The organism is Nostoc sp. MG11 (genome assembly GCF_014904695.1).
In the GTDB taxonomy this organism is placed as follows: domain Bacteria; phylum Cyanobacteriota; class Cyanobacteriia; order Cyanobacteriales; family Nostocaceae; genus Komarekiella.
On record NZ_JACXXN010000020.1, the window covers coordinates 71,904 to 91,890 of the forward strand.

At 42.2% G+C, this 19,987-nt stretch carries 16 protein-coding genes; 11 read left to right on the forward strand and 5 right to left on the reverse strand.

What is annotated here, in order from left to right; genetic code table 11:
* Nucleotides 1-144 precede the first annotated feature (144 nt).
* Nucleotides 145-1,656, forward strand: coding sequence for a trehalase family glycosidase (locus HCR01_RS23655; RefSeq protein ID WP_193198536.1), 1,512 nt, complete (start codon nucleotides 145-147; stop codon nucleotides 1,654-1,656).
* A gap of 63 nt (nucleotides 1,657-1,719) precedes the next feature.
* Here HCR01_RS23655 and HCR01_RS23660 read toward each other — a convergent pair whose 3' ends face one another.
* Complete coding sequence (locus tag HCR01_RS23660; RefSeq protein WP_193198537.1) at nucleotides 1,720-2,325, reverse strand: Uma2 family endonuclease; 606 nt, start codon at nucleotides 2,323-2,325, stop codon at nucleotides 1,720-1,722.
* Nucleotides 2,326-2,501: 176 nt separating this feature from the next.
* Nucleotides 2,502-3,710: a 3-dehydroquinate synthase gene (locus tag HCR01_RS23665; protein ID WP_193198538.1), complete on the reverse strand. Its 1,209-nt coding sequence runs from the start codon at nucleotides 3,708-3,710 to the stop codon at nucleotides 2,502-2,504.
* Nucleotides 3,711-4,169: 459 nt separating this feature from the next.
* On the opposite strand from HCR01_RS23665, the gene HCR01_RS23670 reads away from it, so the two are divergent.
* The 8 genes from HCR01_RS23670 (at nucleotide 4,170) to HCR01_RS23705 (ending at nucleotide 12,548) form a co-directional block, all read left to right on the forward strand.
* Nucleotides 4,170-5,051 (forward strand): EboA family metabolite traffic protein, encoded by an 882-nt coding sequence (locus HCR01_RS23670; RefSeq protein WP_193198539.1) that lies wholly within the window; start codon nucleotides 4,170-4,172, stop codon nucleotides 5,049-5,051.
* Between the two features lie 94 nt (nucleotides 5,052-5,145).
* Nucleotides 5,146-6,054 carry a TatD family hydrolase gene (locus HCR01_RS23675; RefSeq protein ID WP_226889574.1) on the forward strand — a complete coding sequence of 303 codons (909 nt, stop codon included), beginning with the start codon at nucleotides 5,146-5,148 and terminating at the stop codon, nucleotides 6,052-6,054.
* A gap of 130 nt (nucleotides 6,055-6,184) precedes the next feature.
* On the forward strand, nucleotides 6,185-7,114 hold the full coding sequence (gene eboC / locus HCR01_RS23680; protein ID WP_226889575.1) for a UbiA-like protein EboC: 930 nt from the start codon (nucleotides 6,185-6,187) through the stop codon (nucleotides 7,112-7,114).
* 169 nt (nucleotides 7,115-7,283) lie between these two features.
* A complete protein-coding gene (eboE, locus tag HCR01_RS23685; protein ID WP_193198540.1) occupies nucleotides 7,284-8,510 on the forward strand; it encodes a metabolite traffic protein EboE in 1,227 nt (408 codons plus the stop codon).
* A gap of 95 nt (nucleotides 8,511-8,605) precedes the next feature.
* The gene (locus HCR01_RS23690; RefSeq protein ID WP_193198541.1) at nucleotides 8,606-9,979 is read left to right on the forward strand and encodes an alkaline phosphatase family protein; all 1,374 of its coding nucleotides are present in this window, start codon (nucleotides 8,606-8,608) and stop codon (nucleotides 9,977-9,979) included.
* A gap of 283 nt (nucleotides 9,980-10,262) precedes the next feature.
* The gene (locus HCR01_RS23695) at nucleotides 10,263-11,756 is read left to right on the forward strand and encodes a catalase (protein ID WP_193198542.1); all 1,494 of its coding nucleotides are present in this window, start codon (nucleotides 10,263-10,265) and stop codon (nucleotides 11,754-11,756) included.
* A 132-nt stretch (nucleotides 11,757-11,888) separates the two neighbouring features.
* Entirely contained in the window at nucleotides 11,889-12,101 is a 213-nt protein-coding gene (locus tag HCR01_RS23700; RefSeq protein ID WP_193198543.1) for a hypothetical protein, read from the forward strand.
* A 174-nt stretch (nucleotides 12,102-12,275) separates the two neighbouring features.
* A complete protein-coding gene (locus tag HCR01_RS23705; RefSeq protein ID WP_320073164.1) occupies nucleotides 12,276-12,548 on the forward strand; it encodes a hypothetical protein in 273 nt (90 codons plus the stop codon).
* 235 nt (nucleotides 12,549-12,783) lie between these two features.
* Here the strand turns inward: HCR01_RS23705 and HCR01_RS23710 are convergent, their stop codons facing one another.
* The 3 genes from HCR01_RS23710 to HCR01_RS23720 all read right to left on the reverse strand — a co-directional run bounded on the left by HCR01_RS23710 (nucleotide 12,784) and on the right by HCR01_RS23720 (nucleotide 17,894).
* Nucleotides 12,784-15,813 (reverse strand): tetratricopeptide repeat protein, encoded by a 3,030-nt coding sequence (locus HCR01_RS23710; protein ID WP_226889576.1) that lies wholly within the window; start codon nucleotides 15,811-15,813, stop codon nucleotides 12,784-12,786.
* Nucleotides 15,814-16,193: 380 nt separating this feature from the next.
* A complete protein-coding gene (locus HCR01_RS23715) occupies nucleotides 16,194-17,369 on the reverse strand; it encodes a hypothetical protein (RefSeq protein WP_193198544.1) in 1,176 nt (391 codons plus the stop codon).
* Nucleotides 17,370-17,465: 96 nt separating this feature from the next.
* On the reverse strand, nucleotides 17,466-17,894 hold the full coding sequence (locus HCR01_RS23720; protein WP_193198545.1) for a hypothetical protein: 429 nt from the start codon (nucleotides 17,892-17,894) through the stop codon (nucleotides 17,466-17,468).
* A gap of 357 nt (nucleotides 17,895-18,251) precedes the next feature.
* Between HCR01_RS23720 and psbQ the strand changes: the two genes are divergently transcribed.
* Nucleotides 18,252-18,713 (forward strand): photosystem II protein PsbQ, encoded by a 462-nt coding sequence (psbQ, locus tag HCR01_RS23725; protein WP_193198546.1) that lies wholly within the window; start codon nucleotides 18,252-18,254, stop codon nucleotides 18,711-18,713.
* Nucleotides 18,714-18,861: 148 nt separating this feature from the next.
* The gene (locus HCR01_RS23730) at nucleotides 18,862-19,971 is read left to right on the forward strand and encodes an NAD(P)/FAD-dependent oxidoreductase (RefSeq protein ID WP_193198547.1); all 1,110 of its coding nucleotides are present in this window, start codon (nucleotides 18,862-18,864) and stop codon (nucleotides 19,969-19,971) included.
* Nucleotides 19,972-19,987 lie beyond the last annotated feature (16 nt).

Consider the following 19,987-nt stretch of genomic DNA (forward strand, 5'->3'; position numbering starts at 1 on the left):
TGGGGAGACGCAATCATGCGATGGGGTCTCCCCAAGTGGAGCGACTGGCGGGGGCTAAGGGGGATCTAGGTTTCAGGCTTCAGTGCGTAAGTTCTAAAAATAATTCCGAACTCTTTAACACCCCGTCAAGTTGAAAATGATATTATGACCACTTCACCAGCACTTGCAACCGCGCAGATTGACGCGGTACGGGCCCACATAAAAAAAACGTGGAAAACGTTGACGCGATCACACGAACACTTGTTGCAATCTGCAAAGGATACCAAGCTAGACCACAAAACAGAAACTCCCTGGATTGTCTACATTTCCCCCCAAGAAGACTGTCCCAACGTTCAAACTGTGTTGGAGCGATCACTATCTCCCAAAGAGATGCAACAAATGGAAATTCGCACTCTACCAACCGAAGTTGAGGCGATTCGAGATCATGGATTGCTATACCTACCAGGACCTTATGTCGTACCAGGTGGTCGCTTTAACGAAATGTATGGCTGGGATAGCTACTTTATCCTGCTGGGACTATTACGGGATGAGGAATGGGATCTAGCAAAAAGTCAAGTCGATCAACTGCTTTACCAAGTGCAACATTACGGCACTATCCTCAATTCCAACCGGACTTACATGCTGTCGCGATCGCAGCCCCCCGTCCTCAGTATGATGGTTCTAGCTCTATTCCAGCACACCCAGGATGAAGAGTGGCTGAGGTCAGCCGTACCACTGCTTGAGCAATTTTACTACTATTGGGTAGTACCGCCCCACCTAAATCCCGCCACAGGTCTGTCCCGATTCTACGCTTTTGGGGAAGGCCCCGCGCCGGAAGTTTTGTTTTCCGAGCAGGATGAGCAAGGACGAAGCCATTACGATCGCGTCAAGGAGTACTATAAAACGTTTGAGATTGATGATTATGATGTCAGTCTTTACTATGACCGGGAAAATGACGAACTAACCCACCTTTTTTACAAGGGCGATCGCACCATGCGCGAGTCCGGTTTTGACATTACTAACCGATTTGGCCCTTTCAGCGTTGATATCCTCCATTACGCTCCCGTGTGCCTCAACAGTTTGCTGTATCAGATGGAACAAGACCTAGCGCAAATTAACGATATGCTAGGTAACGAAGAACTGGTGCAGCAATGGCGCGAGCGGGCAGATATCCGCCGCGATCGCATTGATCAGTGCCTCTGGGATGAAGAACAGGGACTATATCTGGATTATCACTTCCAAAGCGGAGAACGCCGCCGCTACGAGTTTGCCACTACGTTCTATCCTTTATGGATGGGACTAGCTTCAGATGCACAAGCCAAACGCGTCGCCGAAAATCTCTCTTTATTTGAAGCACCAGGAGGAATCTTTACTAGTACTCGCGTCACAGGTAATCAATGGGATGCCCCCTTCGGTTGGGCACCACTGACGTTGATTGCAGTCTTGGGACTTCACCGCTATGGGTATCATCAAGAGGGTGATCGCATTGCTCAAAAGTTCCTTATCATGGTCATTGATGAATTTAAGCGTCACAAAACGTTAGTCGAGAAATACGATGTTGAACACTGTTCTGCCAACGTCTCCGACGAAATTTGTTTTGGCTACAGTTCCAACGAAGTTGGTTTTGGCTGGACTAATGGAGTGATTCTAGAACTCCTAGCAGCATTGAATTTATAACACAATTTGTACGGACGATAATCTCTGTAGAGACGTTGCAATGCAACGTCTCTACTTATTACGTTAGCTTGGCATAACATCATCAAGTTTGAGTTGCAAGTTTGGAAATAGGTAAGATGTAATTGCGTCTCCAAGACGATATTGTTGCTGTTGATATGTACTGTTAATTAATTGGCAGACTGTAAAAGTGGGTTGTTTAGGATTACCAATAAATTGCAAACCTCCTAAACCACGAAAGTCTATAATCCAGTATTCTGGAATATTTAGAAAGGCATATTCTTCAACTTTTCTAGCATAGTCATCTTGCCAATTTGTACTAACAACTTCGGCAACAAGTTTAATTGTATTACCATTACAAATAATCGGCTCTTTTTGCCAAAGTGGTTCGTTATTAAGTTCTGCTTTATCTAGAACAATGACATCAGGACGTAGTGCTGTAGCTTCGGCAGCAGGTGGCTTAATCAAACAACTTTTTGGAATCAGCCAGTTTAAATTAGAACGAAGAATTTCGACATAGATTCTACCAGCAATGCTCCCTGAAACTTCTTCATGAGGGCCTGTAGGCTCCATGTCGCGCAGTTCTCCGTCAATGAGTTCGTAGTGGGGATTATCCCCATATTCAGTTATGAATTGCTCGAAAGTTAACAATTTGGGTGGAGTGTAAGTCATAGGTCATGTTTTTAGATAAGACCTTGAGCTGTTATGGGCTTATTTTAACGCCCTCATAGTGGAGCGATCGCACTTAGAGACTTCCAATTAAATACAGTAATTTTCAAATGAGTAAAGTACACCCAATTTATAGCAGATCTTGTAGAGACGCGATTAATCGCGTCTCTACTCAATAATTAATGCGAAAGTTCCCAATCGCGCAGCATCGAAATAGCATCTTTGTATAAAGACAGATCTACCTGATTAACTTCCATTCCCTGACCGATTCTTTCTAGTAAGGTGATTGTCAATTTTCCCCCTAAGTGTTCACGGAACTCAGTAAGTCCTTTAAATACACAATGAGGATGATCTGGTTGATGTAATTGATCTGCCAATTCAGATACGTACAAAGTGAATCCTAGTTTCTTGAGTGTGCCTAAAACCTGTTTCCATTCTGATTGCAACAGCAGCCCTGTTAAATATGAGTAGGTACTATCTAAAGCAATGCCGATCGCCACAGCTTCACCATGACGTAAACTGTAATTCGTTAAATGTTCTAGTTTGTGAGCAGCCCAGTGTCCAAAATCCAAAGGACGCGATGAACCCATTTCAAAAGGATCACCACTACCAGCAATATGCTCTAAGTGCAACTGGGAACACCGATAGATTAGCTTTTCCATGATGTCCATGTCTCGGTTAGCCAATTTATCGGCATAAGTCATAATGAAATCGAAGAAATCTGCATCTTTAATCAGCGCCACTTTCACAGCTTCAGCAATGCCCGATCGCCAATCTCGATCATCAAGAGTGGTTAGAAAATCTAAGTCATTCAATACAGCATAAGGTGGCATAAATGTGCCAAGAAAGTTTTTCTTGCCGAAGGCATTGATTCCGTTTTTTACCCCGACGCCTGAATCATTTTGCCCTAATACTGTAGTCGGTACTCGCAACAACCGAATTCCTCGGTGAGCAGTTGTTGCTGCATATCCCACCATATCCAGCACAGCTCCACCTCCGATTGCTAAAACGTAGGAGTGGCGACACAATCCAGCTACATTGATGATCTGATGAATTTGATCGATGAATCTTGGCTCATTTTTGACTGTTTCTCCACCAGATACTATTATCGGCTCACTACTCAGAGTGAATACATCTCTATAGCCCTGAGCGTAAATTGATAATTTTTTGAGCAATTCATCTTGGTATTTTAATAGTCCTCCATCTACTACTACCACCACTTTCTTTGGAGTTGTCTCTCCGTTTCCAGCAATCACTTGTGCTAGTAAAGGATTGTCTAATTGAAACAAACCTCTAGTAAAGTGAACATCATAGTTGAAGGTTACGCGGACACATTGCTTTAGTGGTTGTAGACTGAGACTAGTTTTTTGTTTAGTGTACATTTTCATAGGATTACTTTCTATTTACTTGTAAATGAATGGATTATTCCAAGTATAATCAATAGCAAATTGACAAACAGCAATCTATTCCAGAGCTTGAAGCTGGGAATAATTCAGAATTAATAAATGATGGGTTGCAAATGTTTTATACCTAGTGAATAAAGTTAAAAAATAACATTTATTCGCAAATTTATTTGACGCCTAGATTGTTACTAGGATGTTTGCAATAGATAACATTATTGCATAAAGTCAGAAGTTTATTATTAAGCTAAATCCAGATTTACTGTAGTTAAAATGACATCTTTACAGTATCTTATTTAAAGTGGGTAGATTTTTATAGATTCAGTAAATATATTATCTTAATAATATATTCTGTAACTCGTATAATAATAGGGTATCAATTTTAGTAGCAAGTTTTATACTTGTATTATTAGAGAAAACCGTTGGAAAACTTCTCCTGAATTAATCATGAGTAGGGTAAACAAGTTACTGCATCACTGGCTATTACAGTCTGCTTCAGAGAAAGCTACTGCCTGGCTAGAAGAAAAACAGGCGCAGATTGCTAGCGGCGCTGCTGAGCGAGTGTTTTTCACGGCTTTTAGTGCTGTGCCGCGTTATCTAGGTAAAGAGGATTTGCAGTTAACATCCCAAGACTTGGAAGCAGCACAGGAAGTTCTCCCCGGCTGGTTTCCTGGTCATTGGAGTGTAGATCAAGCAGGTCGGACACTCTTGCTTTTAGCTTTGCCCCATGAGAATGCACAGGAGTACGTGCGATCGCTTGATAAAGTCTTCACTTCTGCCGATATGGGAGAGTTAGTTGCCCTTTATCAAAGTTTGCCTCTGTTGCCACACCCAGAGTTACATCGCCAACGCGCTGCTGAGGGAATTCGCAGCAATATGAGTAATGTTTTCCAATCCATAGCACTACGAAACCCTTACCCTGCGGATTATTTAGACGATGCTGCTTGGAATCAGATGGTGCTGAAGGCGGTGTTTGTAGACAGTCCTTTGCATCTCATCTGGGGTTTAGATCGCCGTGCTAACCCAGAATTAGCAAAAATGTTGACAAACTATGCTCATGAACGTTGGGCAGCCAAACGCTCAGTTACGCCAGAACTTTGGCGATCTGTGGGGCCGTTTGCCGATACTGCAATGCTGGCTGATCTGGAAAAAGTGCTAGCTAATGGGGATACAGTCGAGCAAGAAGCAGCAGCGCTAGCTTGTGCTCAATCGCCTTTACCCGAAGCACAAGCACTACTCTCCCGTTACCCAGATTTACAGACATCTGTTCAAAAAGGTCATCTGACTTGGAGCAGTTTCAGCCGCGATCGCCTCTTTGTTTATAAGTGAAAGAGGGAAAAAGGGGAAAGGTTAAAGGGATAGTTTTTTCCTTTCCCCCTTACCCATTTCCCAATTGCCCAATCCCAAATTATTAAACTACATCATGATGTACATCGATCCTCACATTCACATGTGTTCCCGTACTACCTACGATTACCTAGTAATGCGGGAATACGGCATTGTTGCCGTTATTGAACCAGCTTTTTGGTTAGGACAACCCCGAACTAACGCTGGCACATTCAAAGACTACTTCAGCAGTCTTGTGGGGTGGGAACGGTTTCGTGCCAATCAGTTTGGCATCCAACACTACTGCACAATCGGCTTAAACCCAAAAGAAGCTAACAACGAGGCGTTAGCAGCAGAAGTTATGGAACTGCTACCGCTTTATGCTTGTAAAGAAGGAGTTGTCGCCATTGGCGAAATTGGCTATGACGACATGACAGAAGCAGAGGATAAATACTTTTGTCAACAATTAGAATTAGCTAAAGAACTGGATATGCTGGTGCTGATTCATACACCACATCGTAATAAGAAAGAGGGAGCCAGCCGCAGTATGGATCGCTGTATTGAATATGGCCTAGATCCCTCACAAGTAGTTATTGACCACAACAACGAGGAAACCGTTGAGGAAGTACTAGAACGCGGTTTTTGGGCAGCTTTCACAATTTACCCAAAGACGAAAATGGGTAACGCCAGAATGGTGGAGATTGTCCGTCAGTATGGACGCGATCGCATCATTGTGGATAGTAGTGCTGATTGGGGTATTAGCGATCCTTTAGCAGTCCCGAAAACGGCTCAATTGATGTTAGAAAGGGGCATTCCTGAAGAACATGTACGAGCAGTTTGTTACGAAAATGCCCTAGCTGCTTATAGTCAAACTGGGCAAATGCAAGCATCAGACTGGCTTAATCCTGCATCTGTTGATCAACTTCAGCAGTTCAATGGCAATTCTGTATTACGGGGACAGGAACCAGGAATCAAGTCAGTTTCAGATTATGTACTGATTGAATAGAAAATCATTCATATATGCACATCAATCAAAGAGTACTTGTAACCACAGATAAACACCGATGAGTTATCTGTGTTTATCTGTGGTTTTATTTCTATCAATTTGAGAAATTAGTAATTAAGGAGGCATACCAATGAATGTTGCAAGCTTTAATTTTCAAAGCTGGCGGGGTTATTTAGAATTGATGCGTCCTGCTAATATTGTTACTGCTTGGGCAGATATTCTTGTTGGCTTTGCTGCCTCTGGTGGGATTGTTTCTGATAAATTAATCAATGGACAAGTAACTCTTGAAGTTTTAATTCCATTAGCCTGGTTGCTATTAGCTACAACTGGTTTATACGGCGGCGGTATAGTTTTTAATGATGTTTTCGATGCTGAATTAGATGCTAAAGAGCGACCAAATAGAGCAATTCCCAGCGGTCGCGTGTCTCGTCAGAGTGCTACTTTATTAGGAAGTATACTATTTGCAATCGGTATTGTGGCGGCTTTTCAAGTCTCTTGGTTGAGTGGTGCGATCGCTATATTTATCACTCTGTCATCCCTTCTGTATGACTCACTTGCTAAACATCATCCTTTTTTTGGCCCTTTGAATATGGGTTTGTGTCGTGGTAGCAACTTACTCTTAGGTGTAAGTGCTGTACCCGCAATAGTATGGGAACGTTGGTATTTAGCATTGATTCCTGTTCTTTACATTGCTGCGATCACTGCAATTAGTCAGGGAGAAGTTCACGGAGGCAAAAAGATAACGGGGATATTAGCATTAGTGTTGATTGCTATAGTTTTGACAGCAGTTTTAGCCTTGGGATTGTTAGAAGATTATACAGTTATGGCAGCATTACCATTTGCTGTTTTATTAGCTATTCGAGTAGTTCCTAATTTTATCCAAGCTGCACGTGAACCAGTACCCGACAAAATCCGAACTGCTGTGAAAGTAGGCGTGTTATCTCTAATCGTATTAGATGCAACTATCGCATCTGGTTTTGCTGGTTTGTATTACGGTTTACTAGTTCTACTTTTGCTACCAATTTCCATGAAATTAGCACAAGTCTTTGCTGTTACTTAGACTAACTAAATAGTAAGTTGCTGAACCCAATAATGAAAGTATCACCCAGAGACACAAAGAGTTCTTTTAGAGCATGAATGATCCCAAAATTTGGGAGAAAACTACTAAAACTTAATCTTTATCTCTGCGTCTCTGCGTGCAAATAACTAATAAAGCATAAAGCTAGAAAATGAAAATTACAACAAATAACAAATTACACCTAACTTACTGCACTAATATTCATCCTGGTGAAAGTTGGTTAGAGGTTTTCGCAAACTTAGAAAAACATATCCCCGAACTAAAGTTACGTTTATCACCTAAAGCACCGTTCGGAATTGGTTTGAGATTAGCAGATGTAGCCGCAAAACAACTTCTAGAAGGTAATAATTTGGCTCAATTCCAAACGTGGCTAACTCAACAAGATTTATATGTTTTTACCTTAAATGGATTTCCTTACGGGGGATTTCATCGACAGGTGGTAAAAGACCAAGTTTATGCGCCAGATTGGTCAACTCAGGAACGGCTCAATTACACGTTAAGCTTGACAAAAATTTTAGCAACTCTCCTACCAGAAGGTCTTGATGGCGGAATTTCTACACTGCCTTTATCCTATAAACCTTGGTGGGAAAAAGACCAAGCAAGTTGTGAAACAGTTCTGAAGAATAGCTGTTTTAACATAGCATCAGTTGTAGCAGAAATGATTCATATCCACGAACAAACAGGAAAACTGCTGCATATTGATTTAGAACCTGAGCCTGATGGATTAATTGAAAATACTTCTGAAGTCATTGATTTTTTTCAAAATTGGTTCTTACCGATTGGTGGTAATTATTTATCAGAGCAATTAAATATTGAACGGAGTTTAGCAGAAAAAAAATTACTAGAACACGTTCGTATTTGCTATGATACTTGCCATTTTTCAGTTGAATATGAAGAACCAAAATCTGTGTTTGAGCGTTTGCAATCAGCTGGAATTAAAATTGGCAAAATTCAAATTAGTGCGGCAATTAAAGTAAAGATACCTGCTGATGTTGAGAAGCGTAGCTCGATAGTTGAGCGCTTACGACCCTTTGCTGAATCTACTTATCTTCACCAAGTAATAGAACGTCGTAGTGACGGTACGCTTTATCACTATCCTGACTTAATAAATGCGTTACCACATTTAGAGCAATCTTTAGCTGAAGAATGGCGCACTCACTTCCATGTTCCAATTTTTATTCACGATTATCAAGTTTTGCAATCTACGCAAGATGATATTGCTACTGTTTTACAGTTAATTCAGACTAACAATGCTTGCCAACATTTAGAAATTGAAACTTACACCTGGGATGTATTGCCATCAGAAATGAAGATAGATTTGCTGACTTCTATTCAGCGGGAATATGAATGGGTAATAAAATTAATTCGTAATTCGTAATTCGTAATTCGTAATTAATAAAGTCAGATTTAGTCTGGATTATCTGGATTGATTTTGTGGCTTTTTTCAAATTGGTATAAGAGAGGATGAAGTTGATGCAGAAAACGGTTATTCTGAATGTCGTGGGATTAACGCCTAATTTATTAGGAGAAAACACGCCGTTTTTATCTTCTTGGGCTGCTAAAGGGCAAGTTGTAAACGTCGCACCAGTATTACCTGCTGTGACTTGTTCTGTTCAAGCTACTTATTTAACAGGAAAATTACCTGATGAGCATGGGATTGTTGCTAATGGCTGGTATTTCCGCGATGAGTGTGAAGTGAAGTTTTGGCGACAGTCTAATAAATTAGTGCAGGCTCCCAAGGTTTGGGATATAGCTAAATCCATTGACCCAAACTTTACTTGTGCTAACCTTTTTTGGTGGTACAACATGTATTCTTCGGCAGATTACGCCATTACACCACGCCCAATGTACCCCGCAGATGGGAGAAAATTACCTGATATTTATACTCATCCGGCAGACGTGCGATCGCAAATTCAATATGATTTAGGTCAGTTCCCTCTATTCGATTTTTGGGGCCCAAAAACTTCAATTAGTTCTAGTCAATGGATTGCTAATTCAGCAAAATGGATTGACGAACGCTACAACCCTACACTCTCACTAGTTTACTTACCACATTTAGATTACTGTCTACAAAAATTTGGTAATAATGAAAAACAGACCCAAGTAGATTTGCAAGAAATTGATACTGTTTGTAGTGATCTAATTGAATACTATGAAGCACGTAATACCCAAGTAATTATTCTTTCTGAATATGGGATTACCCCAGTCTCCAAAGCAGTAGATTTGAACCGCGTATTACGAGAGAATGGTTTAATTGCCGTGCGGGAAGAATTGGGGCGAGAACTGCTCGATTTTGGTGCTAGTATTGCCTTTGCTGTAGCTGATCACCAGATTGCTCATGTATATGTGAATGATCCAGCTTATATCTCCAAAGTTCGGTCTATTTTAGAAGCGACTGAAGGTGTAGCGCAGGTATTGGATGAAGAGGGTAAGCAAGCCTACCACCTCACTCATCCTAGATCGGGAGAGTTAGTGGCGATCGCTCAATCAGATGCTTGGTTTACCTATTATTATTGGCTCGATGATCATAAAGCGCCTGATTTTGCTAGAACTGTAGATATCCACCGTAAACCTGGTTATGATCCTGTAGAACTTTTCCTTGACCCAGAAATCAAATTTCCTCAAGGAAAAATTGCTCTCAAATTACTTAAGAAACAACTAGGTTTTCGCTACTTAATGGACGTGATTCCTCTAGATGCTTCCTTAGTACGTGGTTCTCACGGTAACATTACCACTTCACCAGATGAAGGGCCTCTATTCATCACTCATCAAAGTCACCTAGTTGAGACAAACCGAATTGAAGCAACAGATGTTTGCTCATTGATTCTCAGACATTTAAATAGGTGAAATGGAGCAAAAATACCTACTTTAAAGTATTTCACCTCAATTATCCTACTATTTCTGCTACATATTCATTGTAGGGGCGCATAGCTAGCTGTGCGCCCCTACTGCTGCTTGTTCCAAAGATACAAAACAAAATTGTTGCAATTCATAATCATACCGATTATGATTTAGATACAAACTCGGTATGACTACGATTTAGTTAGCTCCAGCTAATGATTATTCGTCTATTTGCTAACTAAAATGTACTTTGGGCAATCTGAGTAACCAATGGAGAACTTTTTTACCCATGACTGAACCCCATAATTTGACCACTGCTGACGGTATCCCTGTTGCTGATAACCAGAACTCACTCACTGCTGGGCCACGTGGCCCTGTATTGATGCAGGATTTCCACCTGATGGAAAAACTGGCTCATTTCAACAGAGAACGTATCCCTGAGCGGGTTGTACATGCTAAAGGTGCAGCGGCTTTCGGTACTTTTACTGTTACCAACGATATCAGCCGCTACAGTAAAGCTAAACTTTTTTCTGAGATTGGTAAAAAAACCGAAGTTCTCCTACGCTTTTCTACAGTTGGGGGAGAAAAAGGTTCAGCAGATGCCGAGCGTGACCCTAGAGGCTTTGCCATCAAGTTCTACACTGAAGAAGGCAACTGGGATATCACAGGCAACAATACCCCTATTTTCTTTATCCGCGACCCGCTCAAGTTTCCTGATTTCATCCATACCCAAAAGCGCAATCCCCAAACCAATTGCAAAGACCATAATGCAAAGTGGGATTTCTGGTCACTCAGTCCAGAATCACTCCACCAGGTAACAATCTTGTTTTCTGATCGGGGAATTCCGAAAACCTATCGACACATGGACGGGTTTGGTAGCCACACCTTCAGTTTGATTAATGCTCAGGGCGATCGCGTTTGGTGCAAATTTCACTTTAAGACGCTGCAAGGGCATCAAACCTTGACCGAGGAAGAATCCGCTAAGATTAAGGGCGAAGATCCCGATCATGCGACTCATGATTTGTTTGAAGCGATCGCTAAAAAAGACTATCCTAAGTGGCGGATGTGCATTCAGGTGATGACTGAGGAGCAAGCGGCAAAACATCCTGACAATCCTTTTGACTTGACCAAAGTTTGGAAACATTCAGAATATCCTTTAATTGAAGTCGGGATATTAGAGCTAAATCGTAACCCTGAGAATTATTTCGCCGAAGTAGAGCAAGCCGCTTTTAGCCCTAGTGCAGTGGTTCCTGGCGTTAGTTTCTCTCCAGATAAAATGCTGCAAGCTCGCATTATGTCTTACCCAGATGCTCAACGGTATCGCCTGGGTGGTAACTATCAGCAACTACCCGTTAACCAGCCTAAATGTCCAGTGATGCATTATCAGCGAGATGGCTTCATGGCGTTGGGAAACAACGGCGGTAGCACTCCTAACTATGAACCCAATAGCGCTGAGGGTACGCCCAAAGAAAATCCAGCTTATGCAGAACCACCTAGTCATTTGGGTGATGTCACAGTAGATCGCTACAGTCATCGTGAAGGAAACGACGATTACACCCAAGCAGGTAATCTCTATCGTTTAATGACTCCTGAGCAGCAAGAGCGTCTTGCTCATAATATTGTCGGTAGTCTTAGTCAAGCCAGACAGGACATCCAAATGCGTCAACTTTGCCACTTCTTCCGGGCAGATGTTTCTTATGGTCGTCGTGTAGCTGAAGGATTGGGCATTTCAATCGATCCCTCAATGTTTTCTGCAACTGCTCAACCTGTAGTTAGCTGGTAGCCTCGTAGTTTCGTCGGGTGTGTTAATGCCCACTAAGTGAGATTCAGATCCCCGACTTCTTGAAGAAATCGGGGATCTGATACAAAGCAAATTCATTTGATTAACTTACAAACTAAATCGAGGTAATTAAAGATGAAATTAACAGCAACAGAAAAAGGCTTATTAATCCCTAAAGAACTATTAGGAGAAAGCAAAGAATTTGAGATTAGTCAAGAACAGGGAAAAATTATTATTACTAGCATCAAACAAACATCTTCTATTTGGGATTTAGGTTCAAATCCTGTGGAATGCGATGTAAAAGATGGTGCAATTAACCATGATCGCTATCTTTATAATCTTAAATAATCATTTTTATCAAGCTAGATTTCAAATTTAACTATCATAAATTAAGTATAAATAACTAAAGATATATTTACTATTTTATTCTGAATTTGATAATGTCTGACAAAGTAGAGTCAAAACTACTTGCAGTTAGATCCCTGATTTTTCAAATAAATCGAGGATCTGGAATTGCTGTAGGTGCATAATGGAAAGGAGTTCAGAGACTCATTAATGGGGCTAAAAGACTCTTTAATGGAGTTCAGAGGCTCTTTAATGGGGCTAAAAGACTCATTAATGGAGTTCAGAGACTCATTAATGGAGTTCAGAGACTCTTTAATGGAGTTCAAAGACTCATTAATGGAGTTCAGAGACTCTTTAATGGAGTTCAAAGGCTCTTTAATGGAGTTCAGAGACTCTTTAATGGAGCTAAAAGACTCATTAATGGAGTTCAAAGGCTCATTAAGTAGATAAACAAAAATATTTACAGTTAGTGCGATCGCTCCCTTCGCAAAGCATATCGTAGAGAAGTAGTTTTAGGTTGTGCGATCGCACTATTTTACTTCACTACATTTGCAATGACACTGTGTAATTAATTATGTTACCTACTTATTAGACTAAGATTTGAATCCCAGGCGGGTAATGCAGCCGATACAGATTACTTAAATTACTGAAACAAACGCCAGACAAAAGCAACCATTCTCCTGAATCAAGGCTGACGATTCCGCCGTAAGTCTTCCAGATTTTCACGAATGGTTATTGTATCAGGATGATTTGCCCCCAACGATTGTTCAGCGATCGCCAAAGCTTGGATTAACAAAGGTTCGGCTTCCCTGTACCTTCCCTGTGATTTGTAGAGTTTTGCCAAATTGTTCAGGGTTTTTGCCACATAAGGGTGTTCATCCCTCAACAGGCGTTTTATCATCGCCAAAGCTTCGATATACAAAGGTTCGGCTTCGCTGTACCTTCCCTGTGAATAGTAGAGGAATGCCAAATTGTTCAGGCTATTTGCCACATCTGGGTGTTCATCCCCCAGCAGGCGTTTTCTCATCGCCAAAGCTTCGATATACAAAGGTTCAGCTTCTATGTACCTTCCCTGTGAATCGTAGATTGATGCTAAATTGTTCAGGCTATATGCCACAGAGGGGTGTTCATCCCCCAGTAGGCGTTTGTCTATCTCCAAAGTTTGAATTAACAAAGGTTCGGCATCGCTATACCTTGCTTGTGAATTGTAGAGTACAGCCAAATTGTTCAGGCCAGTTGCCACAGAGGGATGTTCATCCCCCAGCAGGCGTTTTTTCATCTCTAAAGCTTGGATGTACAAAGGTTCAGCATCGCCATACCTTCCCTGGGATTTGTAGAGTAATGCCAAATTGTTCAGGCTAGTTGCCACAGAGGGGTGTTCATCCCCCAGCAGGCGTTTTCTCATCGCTAAAGCTTTGATGTACAAAGGTTCGGCTTCGCTGTACCTTGCTTGTGAATTGTAAAGTACAGCCAAATTGTTCAGGCTATCTGCCACATCTGGGTGTTCATCGTCCAGCAGGCGTTTTCTCATCGCTAAAGCTTCAATGTACAAAGGTTCGGCTTCGATGTACCTTCCCTGTGAATCGTAGAGGAATGCCAAATTGTTCAGGCTATCTGCCACAGAGGGGTGTTCATCGCCGAAACGTTTTTTAGCAGATAATAAACTTTGTTCACGCCAAGGTAAGGCTTGCACGTAGGCTCCTTGACCTTCGTAAAATCTAGCCAAGCCCAAAAAAGGCGAGATTAAATCATCATCGCTTAACCAAGCTTGGTAAACTGTTGCAGTTCCGGCAAGGTGAGGGATGGCAAGAGTTACTTTAGCAATGTCTATCAATGTGGGTGTCTGAGGAATATATTTTGCTACTGCTACCATTGCTTGACAAAAGCCGCGCTTAAGTTCATCTGCTTTAGCTAACTCTTTTAACTTGGCACTCAAGAATTGTCGAATCAGGTGATGCAGTTGGTAAGTTTCTTCTCCAGTGCGCTGAAGTAAACTCAGATTCACTAGGAAATCATCTCTGACATCTTCTAAATCTTCTGAGTCTTGGTTGGGTAAACACCTTTCCACTAAATACCAAGGAATGGGAGCTAGAGCAAAAATACTGAGCAAACACCCCAATTTTTGGGCTTGGTTATCTAGTTCCTGCCAACTTAATTCAAAAGCAGCAAGAACTCCTCGTTGTGCGGTCATTTCTCCCGATGGCTCTTGCATTGAACGATGTGTTAGCAGCTTATCTGCTAATCTTTGCCGCAGTTTAGCTAGAGATACATCCGGTTTCCGTTGCAAATATCGCGCTACTAACTCTAAACCTAAAGGCAAAAATCCTAAATCAGCACAGAGTTGTTTTGCTTGGTGTAGTTCCCTTTGTATCCGCTCATCCCCAACAAAGGAAACTAACAATTCCAAAGCAGCTACTTCCTCTAACACTTCTAAGCATAACCGCTCAAAAGACTGCCCCAACCACTGTTGGCGTGTGGTGATGAGTATTTTAAACCTTGGCTCAGTTGGCGGTAGGTAGGGTTTTACCTGCTCATATTTACTAACATCATCGAATACTAACAGCACATCGCCTGCTTGCCATTGCCGCCAGATGTAATTAATCTGAGTTGATAAATCCCAATCATCGGGTAGCTGCAAACCTAACTTGGCTCTAGCAAACGCCACAATCTGAGTTCCCAAATCTTCATCCCTCACCCGCAACCAGCAAACCCCGCCTGGGTAAGTGGCTTCCTGCCAATGATGTTGAGCATATTGCAGCGCTAGTTCACTTTTGCCGATACCACCCATGCCAGCAACAGTAGTAATGGCAACTCGTTGCGTTTGCTGCAACTGTTCGTGTAGCGTTGCAAGTGCTTGTTCTCGTCCGACAAACTTTTTAACGCCACTGCGGGGAAGATTTTGTGGTGAAGTGAGCGTTCCTAAACGATACTCTTCTCTATCTCCATCCCAATTTTGCTTATATAAATAGATGGGAGCTTGGTTTTTGTTTAATTGCTCCAAACGCTGTTTAACTTGTTCCGCAATTATTTTCATATTCGGCGGAAAAATCTCAGTAGATGCTTGCTCTAAAGCCTCCCGCACAGATTGAGAAAAGTAACCTGTTTTATTTTCCGAATTTACCTTAGCTTGCTCTCCTTCTCGCGTAGCCAGTAACACAAATTGTTGACTATCTGGCTTTGGCTGTCCACTCAAAAAAGCTTTGCCACCTAAGTTAGTTGGTCTTCCCTTGGACTCTAAAACATAATTGGCACAGGCATCAATAATACAAATATGATTCCGAATTTGAAATTTATCGGAACCCAGCAAAACTAATAAAGAATTAAAATCTAAATTCTGCCAATTCTGTTTATTTGCATCAGCACAAAGCAACCGACGCTCTCGTTCTGAGGTAATCAAACCATGTCCCGCCCAAAAAATGTAGAGTAAATCCCCCGACTTTGGGGATAAAAATTTAGTCACAATATCGGAAATATTTTGCTCTGTTGCTAACTCTACAGTTAAGCCACATTCTCCAATTAACTGATGATTTTCTTCCAGTGCTGATAAACATAACCGGATATTTTCCTTCGGTACACCGTGCAGATGCAGCCAATGAGCAAATTTCAGCGCGTCATTGGCTGGCCCTCCACCCGTCACATTCCAAGCAGTTTCGTGGTACTTTTCAATACCCACAATTAACCCAAATGTCCGCTCAGGTTTAGCCGTCAACTGCATGATGACTTAGCCTCTCACGTTATGGGGAAAATGGCCTAACCCACTAGGGTGTGTTTTCAAACCTTTTTTGAAGCACCTGAGTCTTTGGAGATCCCCCCAACCCCCCTTTTTAAGGGGGGCTTTTAAAGTTTCTTTTCTCCCCTTTACAAGAGGGGTTAAGGAGGGTTTTAGAGTTTCTTTTCTCCCCTTTACAAGAGGGGTTAAGGAGGGTTTTAGAGTTTCTTTTCCCCCCTTTTTAAGGGGGGTTAGGGGGGATCTTCTAGTTTGAAAACAGTCATGAACCCCCTTCCCTAGTAGGAAAGGGGGAAAATTTAAAGCCTCTCTCCTTGTATGGAAGAAGTTTTGAGAGGGGTTTTCTAGATACCGTAAAAGGTAAACCATTATGGCAACCTCGAAATAATCGCCTCCCAGGTTTTGGCATTTGTCCAATAAGCACCGTGGGAACGGGGAAATGGTTGTCTGCTATCCACTACCACATCCTGCACTCTATCAGAGAAAATTCTATTGCCCACGTAACTGAGAAAATCCCGTAAATCGTAGATATTCAACCATTGCGGGAAATGCTCTGGCAATAACTGCCCATATTCTAAGCTGTGGAGGGCGTTAATCTCATATAAAAATGGTGCTTGGGAACCAACTGTTACCAATAATTCCACCCCAGACAACTGCTGCTGCACTAGCAAATCTACACAAGCGATACCTCCCAAGCTATGGGCGAGTAAAACCACTGGCGGTTCTGCTTGGGCAATTTGTTGCTGGATAAACACCCTGATTTTTTCACCCCGCGTCTGATACAACAAAATATCACCAGGCATGGGCGAAATTTTATCAGTTAGTTCAAGGCGGTTTCCTCTGACATAATTTGTTCCGCTGTGCTGCGCTAGTTCAACAAGTGGCTTTAATAACCAGCTACCCAATCCTAATTCTACGTCTCCCAAAGCCAGAGTCAGCAATTCCACAACATGATCCCGCAATTGGGCATCGGTGAGTATGGGGGGAAATTTTTCTTGCAGTTCGCTAATAAACATTGCTTGAGCCACAACTGCTCTAGCTATTGGTGCATAATATTCACTCAAATCAGATTCGGAAACTGTGAGTAACGCCTGATGATACGGTTCACTGTGGATAACCGCCTCTCGTGCTGGCTCAAATACCTCTGCAATTCCCGCCTCTTGCAACTTAGCTTGCAGTTGAGATGTCGGTGTGAGACTTGCTACACGAGATTGTAAAACATCCCCTGGTTCTTCCCCAAAGGGATTTCCTGACTCAATCGGTTTCAAAGACAACAGCCGTAATTCATAAAGAGGATCGCGGTATAATTGCCCCCACAATACAATATCTGCGTCTTCTTCTCCTTGAGATAAAGCTAGTGTCGCATCTTCCAAGGGTACTGATGCCCGATTATCATTGAACTTTGCACCTAATTCACCCCAAAGACAGGGAGCAACTTTGATATCAGGCCGTTGAGCGTGAATCTTTTGCTCAATTATCTGAAAGGTTTCGTTGTATTCTCGTTCTCTAATGCCTGTACCATGTACAAATATTACGGTGGTCATTGTGTATCGGTGGCCAGCGATGCCTGGGTTGGGCTATGCCTATGCAAAGCTTTCCTCTGTATTATTCCTTAGTACTTTCTCTGACACAAGTTGATTTCATTCACTTGGTTTATTAAAAACTTCTAAAATTTGTCGGCAAATCTGTTTGAGCTTATCTTCGATTTCACCAGAAGGCGAAGATGCGCCGACAACACTCCAGTTTTCTACCGTAGAAAGTCGCCACGCTTCACCGCGATGATCAAATCCAGCGACCTCAACGCCGATCGCACGACGTAAGCCGTTGATGGGATCTTGGTAAAATCGGATTTGAATCAAAATACTGCGACTTCGCCAGGATTTGCTAATACCAGGAAAGTGAAAGCCAATATCTATAGAATCTGGATCAACCAACTCCCTGGTTTCAGGGTCATTTTTCCAAGGTTTGAGATCAGATTTGGCATCAGGAAATTCCAATTTGAACAAGTTAACTACCGTAGCAATCTTGCTGGCGAGTTCAAGGTTGGTTGCCTGTTCAGCTGCGTTCACTAAAAAACACTCCTATATTGCGTCGGCGTCTGGGGATGTGAAAACAGAAAAACCGCCAGAAGGCTTACACTATTGGTGTTTCAGCTTATCAATACCTTTGAGATTTAGCAACTCTAAATCTTATTTTCCTCACAATCATTATTTACCAACAGATGCCAAAAATTGCTTCTTGTTGTGACTGAGTAACACCTATTAAGTAATTGTACTTAAAATTTTCAAAATTGCAGATGAAACTCTGCCGTTTGCGAAAAATATAGGATTTTCTACAAAATCCTTTGCTGGCAAGAAGGATAAATTGCGCCAGCGATCTAAAATTACACTGTTAATAGGCAAACAAAAAGCAAATAAATTCAGTGTATGGTGCGTCAACGCTCGATTTTTTCATTGATTCTAGTATTATTGGCCACATTTCTCATTAGTTGTGGCGGCCCTGGTGTTGCAGTGGCACCTCCAACCTACACAGCATCTCAACTTGAGAAAATTCAGACTTATGTTCCCAAAATTCAGACTGTGCGCGATCGCTCAGAAGAATTGAAAACCCTGATTCAAAAAAAAGATTGGATTGATGTGAGTAACTTTATACATGGCCCCATAACAGAAGCAAGGCTGAGTATGACTTATATCACTCCCAACCTTCTACCCAAAGACCAACCCACAGCACGTCAAATAACGCGAGATTTTTTTAACCACCTGGTTAAAATCGATAAAGCTGCTAACACTAAGAACACTCAGTTGGCCTTGAGTGACTCCCAAGCGGCTTTCGCAGATATTGACAAATTTCTCCAGTTGCTTCCTCAAACGAGCAGTCAAGTTGAATAATGAGTGCTGAAGCGCGGTAGCGGGGCGTTTAGCCTGTGCTGAGTGGGGGAGTGGAACAGTGGGGGAGTAATTATTAAATTTTTGTTCCCTCCTCTCCCTATCCCCCATCCTCCGCTCCTATTTCCCCCATCTTTACCCCAAAAAAGTCATGAATGTAGTGATCATTGGTTGTGGAGTAGTTGGGGCTGCGATCGCCTATGAACTGAGTCAAGTTGAAGGGAGCAAAATCACAGTTTTCGACCGACAACCACCCGCCCAAGCTTCTACAGGTGCAGCACTTGGCGTTTTGATGGGTGTGATTAGCCATAAAATCAAGGGTAAGGCTTGGCAGATGCGACAAACTAGCATCCAACGCTATGAAACCTTGGTTCCAGAACTAGAAGCCATAACAAGTCGCAAAATCTCTTTCAACCGCCAGGGAATTCTCAGTCTTTGCTTTGAAGAAGAGAATTTTCCGGCATGGGAAAAGCTAGTAGAAATTCGTCATTCTCAAGGCTGGCAGTTGGAAATTTGGGACACTGTTAAACTCAAAAATATCTGTCCGCAAGTCAACAATACAAAAATTACTGGCGCTGTCTATTCTCCTCAAGACCGCCAACTTGATCCAACTGCTCTGACGTTAGCTTTAGTTGAGGCTGCCCAACACAACGGTGTAACTTTCAAATTTGGCGTAACTGTTTTGGATGCACCAACACCACCCCCTGAGTCTTCCCCCGAATTTTGCTATCAACTAGAGACTACAGAAGGAAAAATAGCAGCGGATTGGTTTGTAATTGCGGCGGGACTGGGTTCAACGCCACTAACGGCAAAATTTAACCAAATGGTTGATATCCGCCCTGTGCTGGGGCAAGCATTGCAAGTACGTTTAGGTCATCCATTGGGAAATCCTGACTTCCAGCCAGTAATCACTGGTAATGATGTCCATATTGTGCCTGTGAACGATGGAGACTACTGGGTGGGTGCAACAGTTGAGTTTCCTAGCAACGGCGATGAGATATCGCCAAATCAACAACTGCTGGAATCTGTTCGAGAACAAGCGATCGCTTTTTGCCCAGAGTTAGCAGCAGCAAGTATAATCCGCAGTTGGTCAGGGTTACGTCCCCGTCCCGAAGGACGCCCAGCACCCGTTATCGGTAAACTACCAGGATTTAATAATGTCCTCCTGGCCACCGGACACTATCGCAACGGCGTTTTACTAGCACCCGCTACAGCTCATGCAATTCGTGAGATGATTATTTCTCAAGGGACTGGGAAATAAAGGGAAAAGGTTAAAG

What these genes read in the sequence shown, in the direction of transcription:
- HCR01_RS23710 (WP_226889576.1), bottom strand. Translation starts at nt 15,813, where the DNA reads ATGCAGTTGACGGCTAAACCTGAGCGGACATTTGGGTTAATTGTGGGT.
- HCR01_RS23670 (WP_193198539.1), top strand. Translation starts at nt 4,170, where the DNA reads ATGAGTAGGGTAAACAAGTTACTGCATCACTGGCTATTACAGTCTGCT.
- HCR01_RS23675 (WP_226889574.1), top strand. Translation starts at nt 5,146, where the DNA reads ATGATGTACATCGATCCTCACATTCACATGTGTTCCCGTACTACCTAC.
- eboE (WP_193198540.1), top strand. Translation starts at nt 7,284, where the DNA reads ATGAAAATTACAACAAATAACAAATTACACCTAACTTACTGCACTAAT.
- HCR01_RS23660 (WP_193198537.1), bottom strand. Translation starts at nt 2,325, where the DNA reads ATGACTTACACTCCACCCAAATTGTTAACTTTCGAGCAATTCATAACT.
- HCR01_RS23665 (WP_193198538.1), bottom strand. Translation starts at nt 3,710, where the DNA reads ATGAAAATGTACACTAAACAAAAAACTAGTCTCAGTCTACAACCACTA.
- HCR01_RS23700 (WP_193198543.1), top strand. Translation starts at nt 11,889, where the DNA reads ATGAAATTAACAGCAACAGAAAAAGGCTTATTAATCCCTAAAGAACTA.
- psbQ (WP_193198546.1), top strand. Translation starts at nt 18,252, where the DNA reads ATGGTGCGTCAACGCTCGATTTTTTCATTGATTCTAGTATTATTGGCC.
- HCR01_RS23730 (WP_193198547.1), top strand. Translation starts at nt 18,862, where the DNA reads ATGAATGTAGTGATCATTGGTTGTGGAGTAGTTGGGGCTGCGATCGCC.
- HCR01_RS23715 (WP_193198544.1), bottom strand. Translation starts at nt 17,369, where the DNA reads ATGACCACCGTAATATTTGTACATGGTACAGGCATTAGAGAACGAGAA.
- HCR01_RS23690 (WP_193198541.1), top strand. Translation starts at nt 8,606, where the DNA reads ATGCAGAAAACGGTTATTCTGAATGTCGTGGGATTAACGCCTAATTTA.
- eboC (WP_226889575.1), top strand. Translation starts at nt 6,185, where the DNA reads ATGAATGTTGCAAGCTTTAATTTTCAAAGCTGGCGGGGTTATTTAGAA.
- HCR01_RS23695 (WP_193198542.1), top strand. Translation starts at nt 10,263, where the DNA reads ATGACTGAACCCCATAATTTGACCACTGCTGACGGTATCCCTGTTGCT.
- HCR01_RS23655 (WP_193198536.1), top strand. Translation starts at nt 145, where the DNA reads ATGACCACTTCACCAGCACTTGCAACCGCGCAGATTGACGCGGTACGG.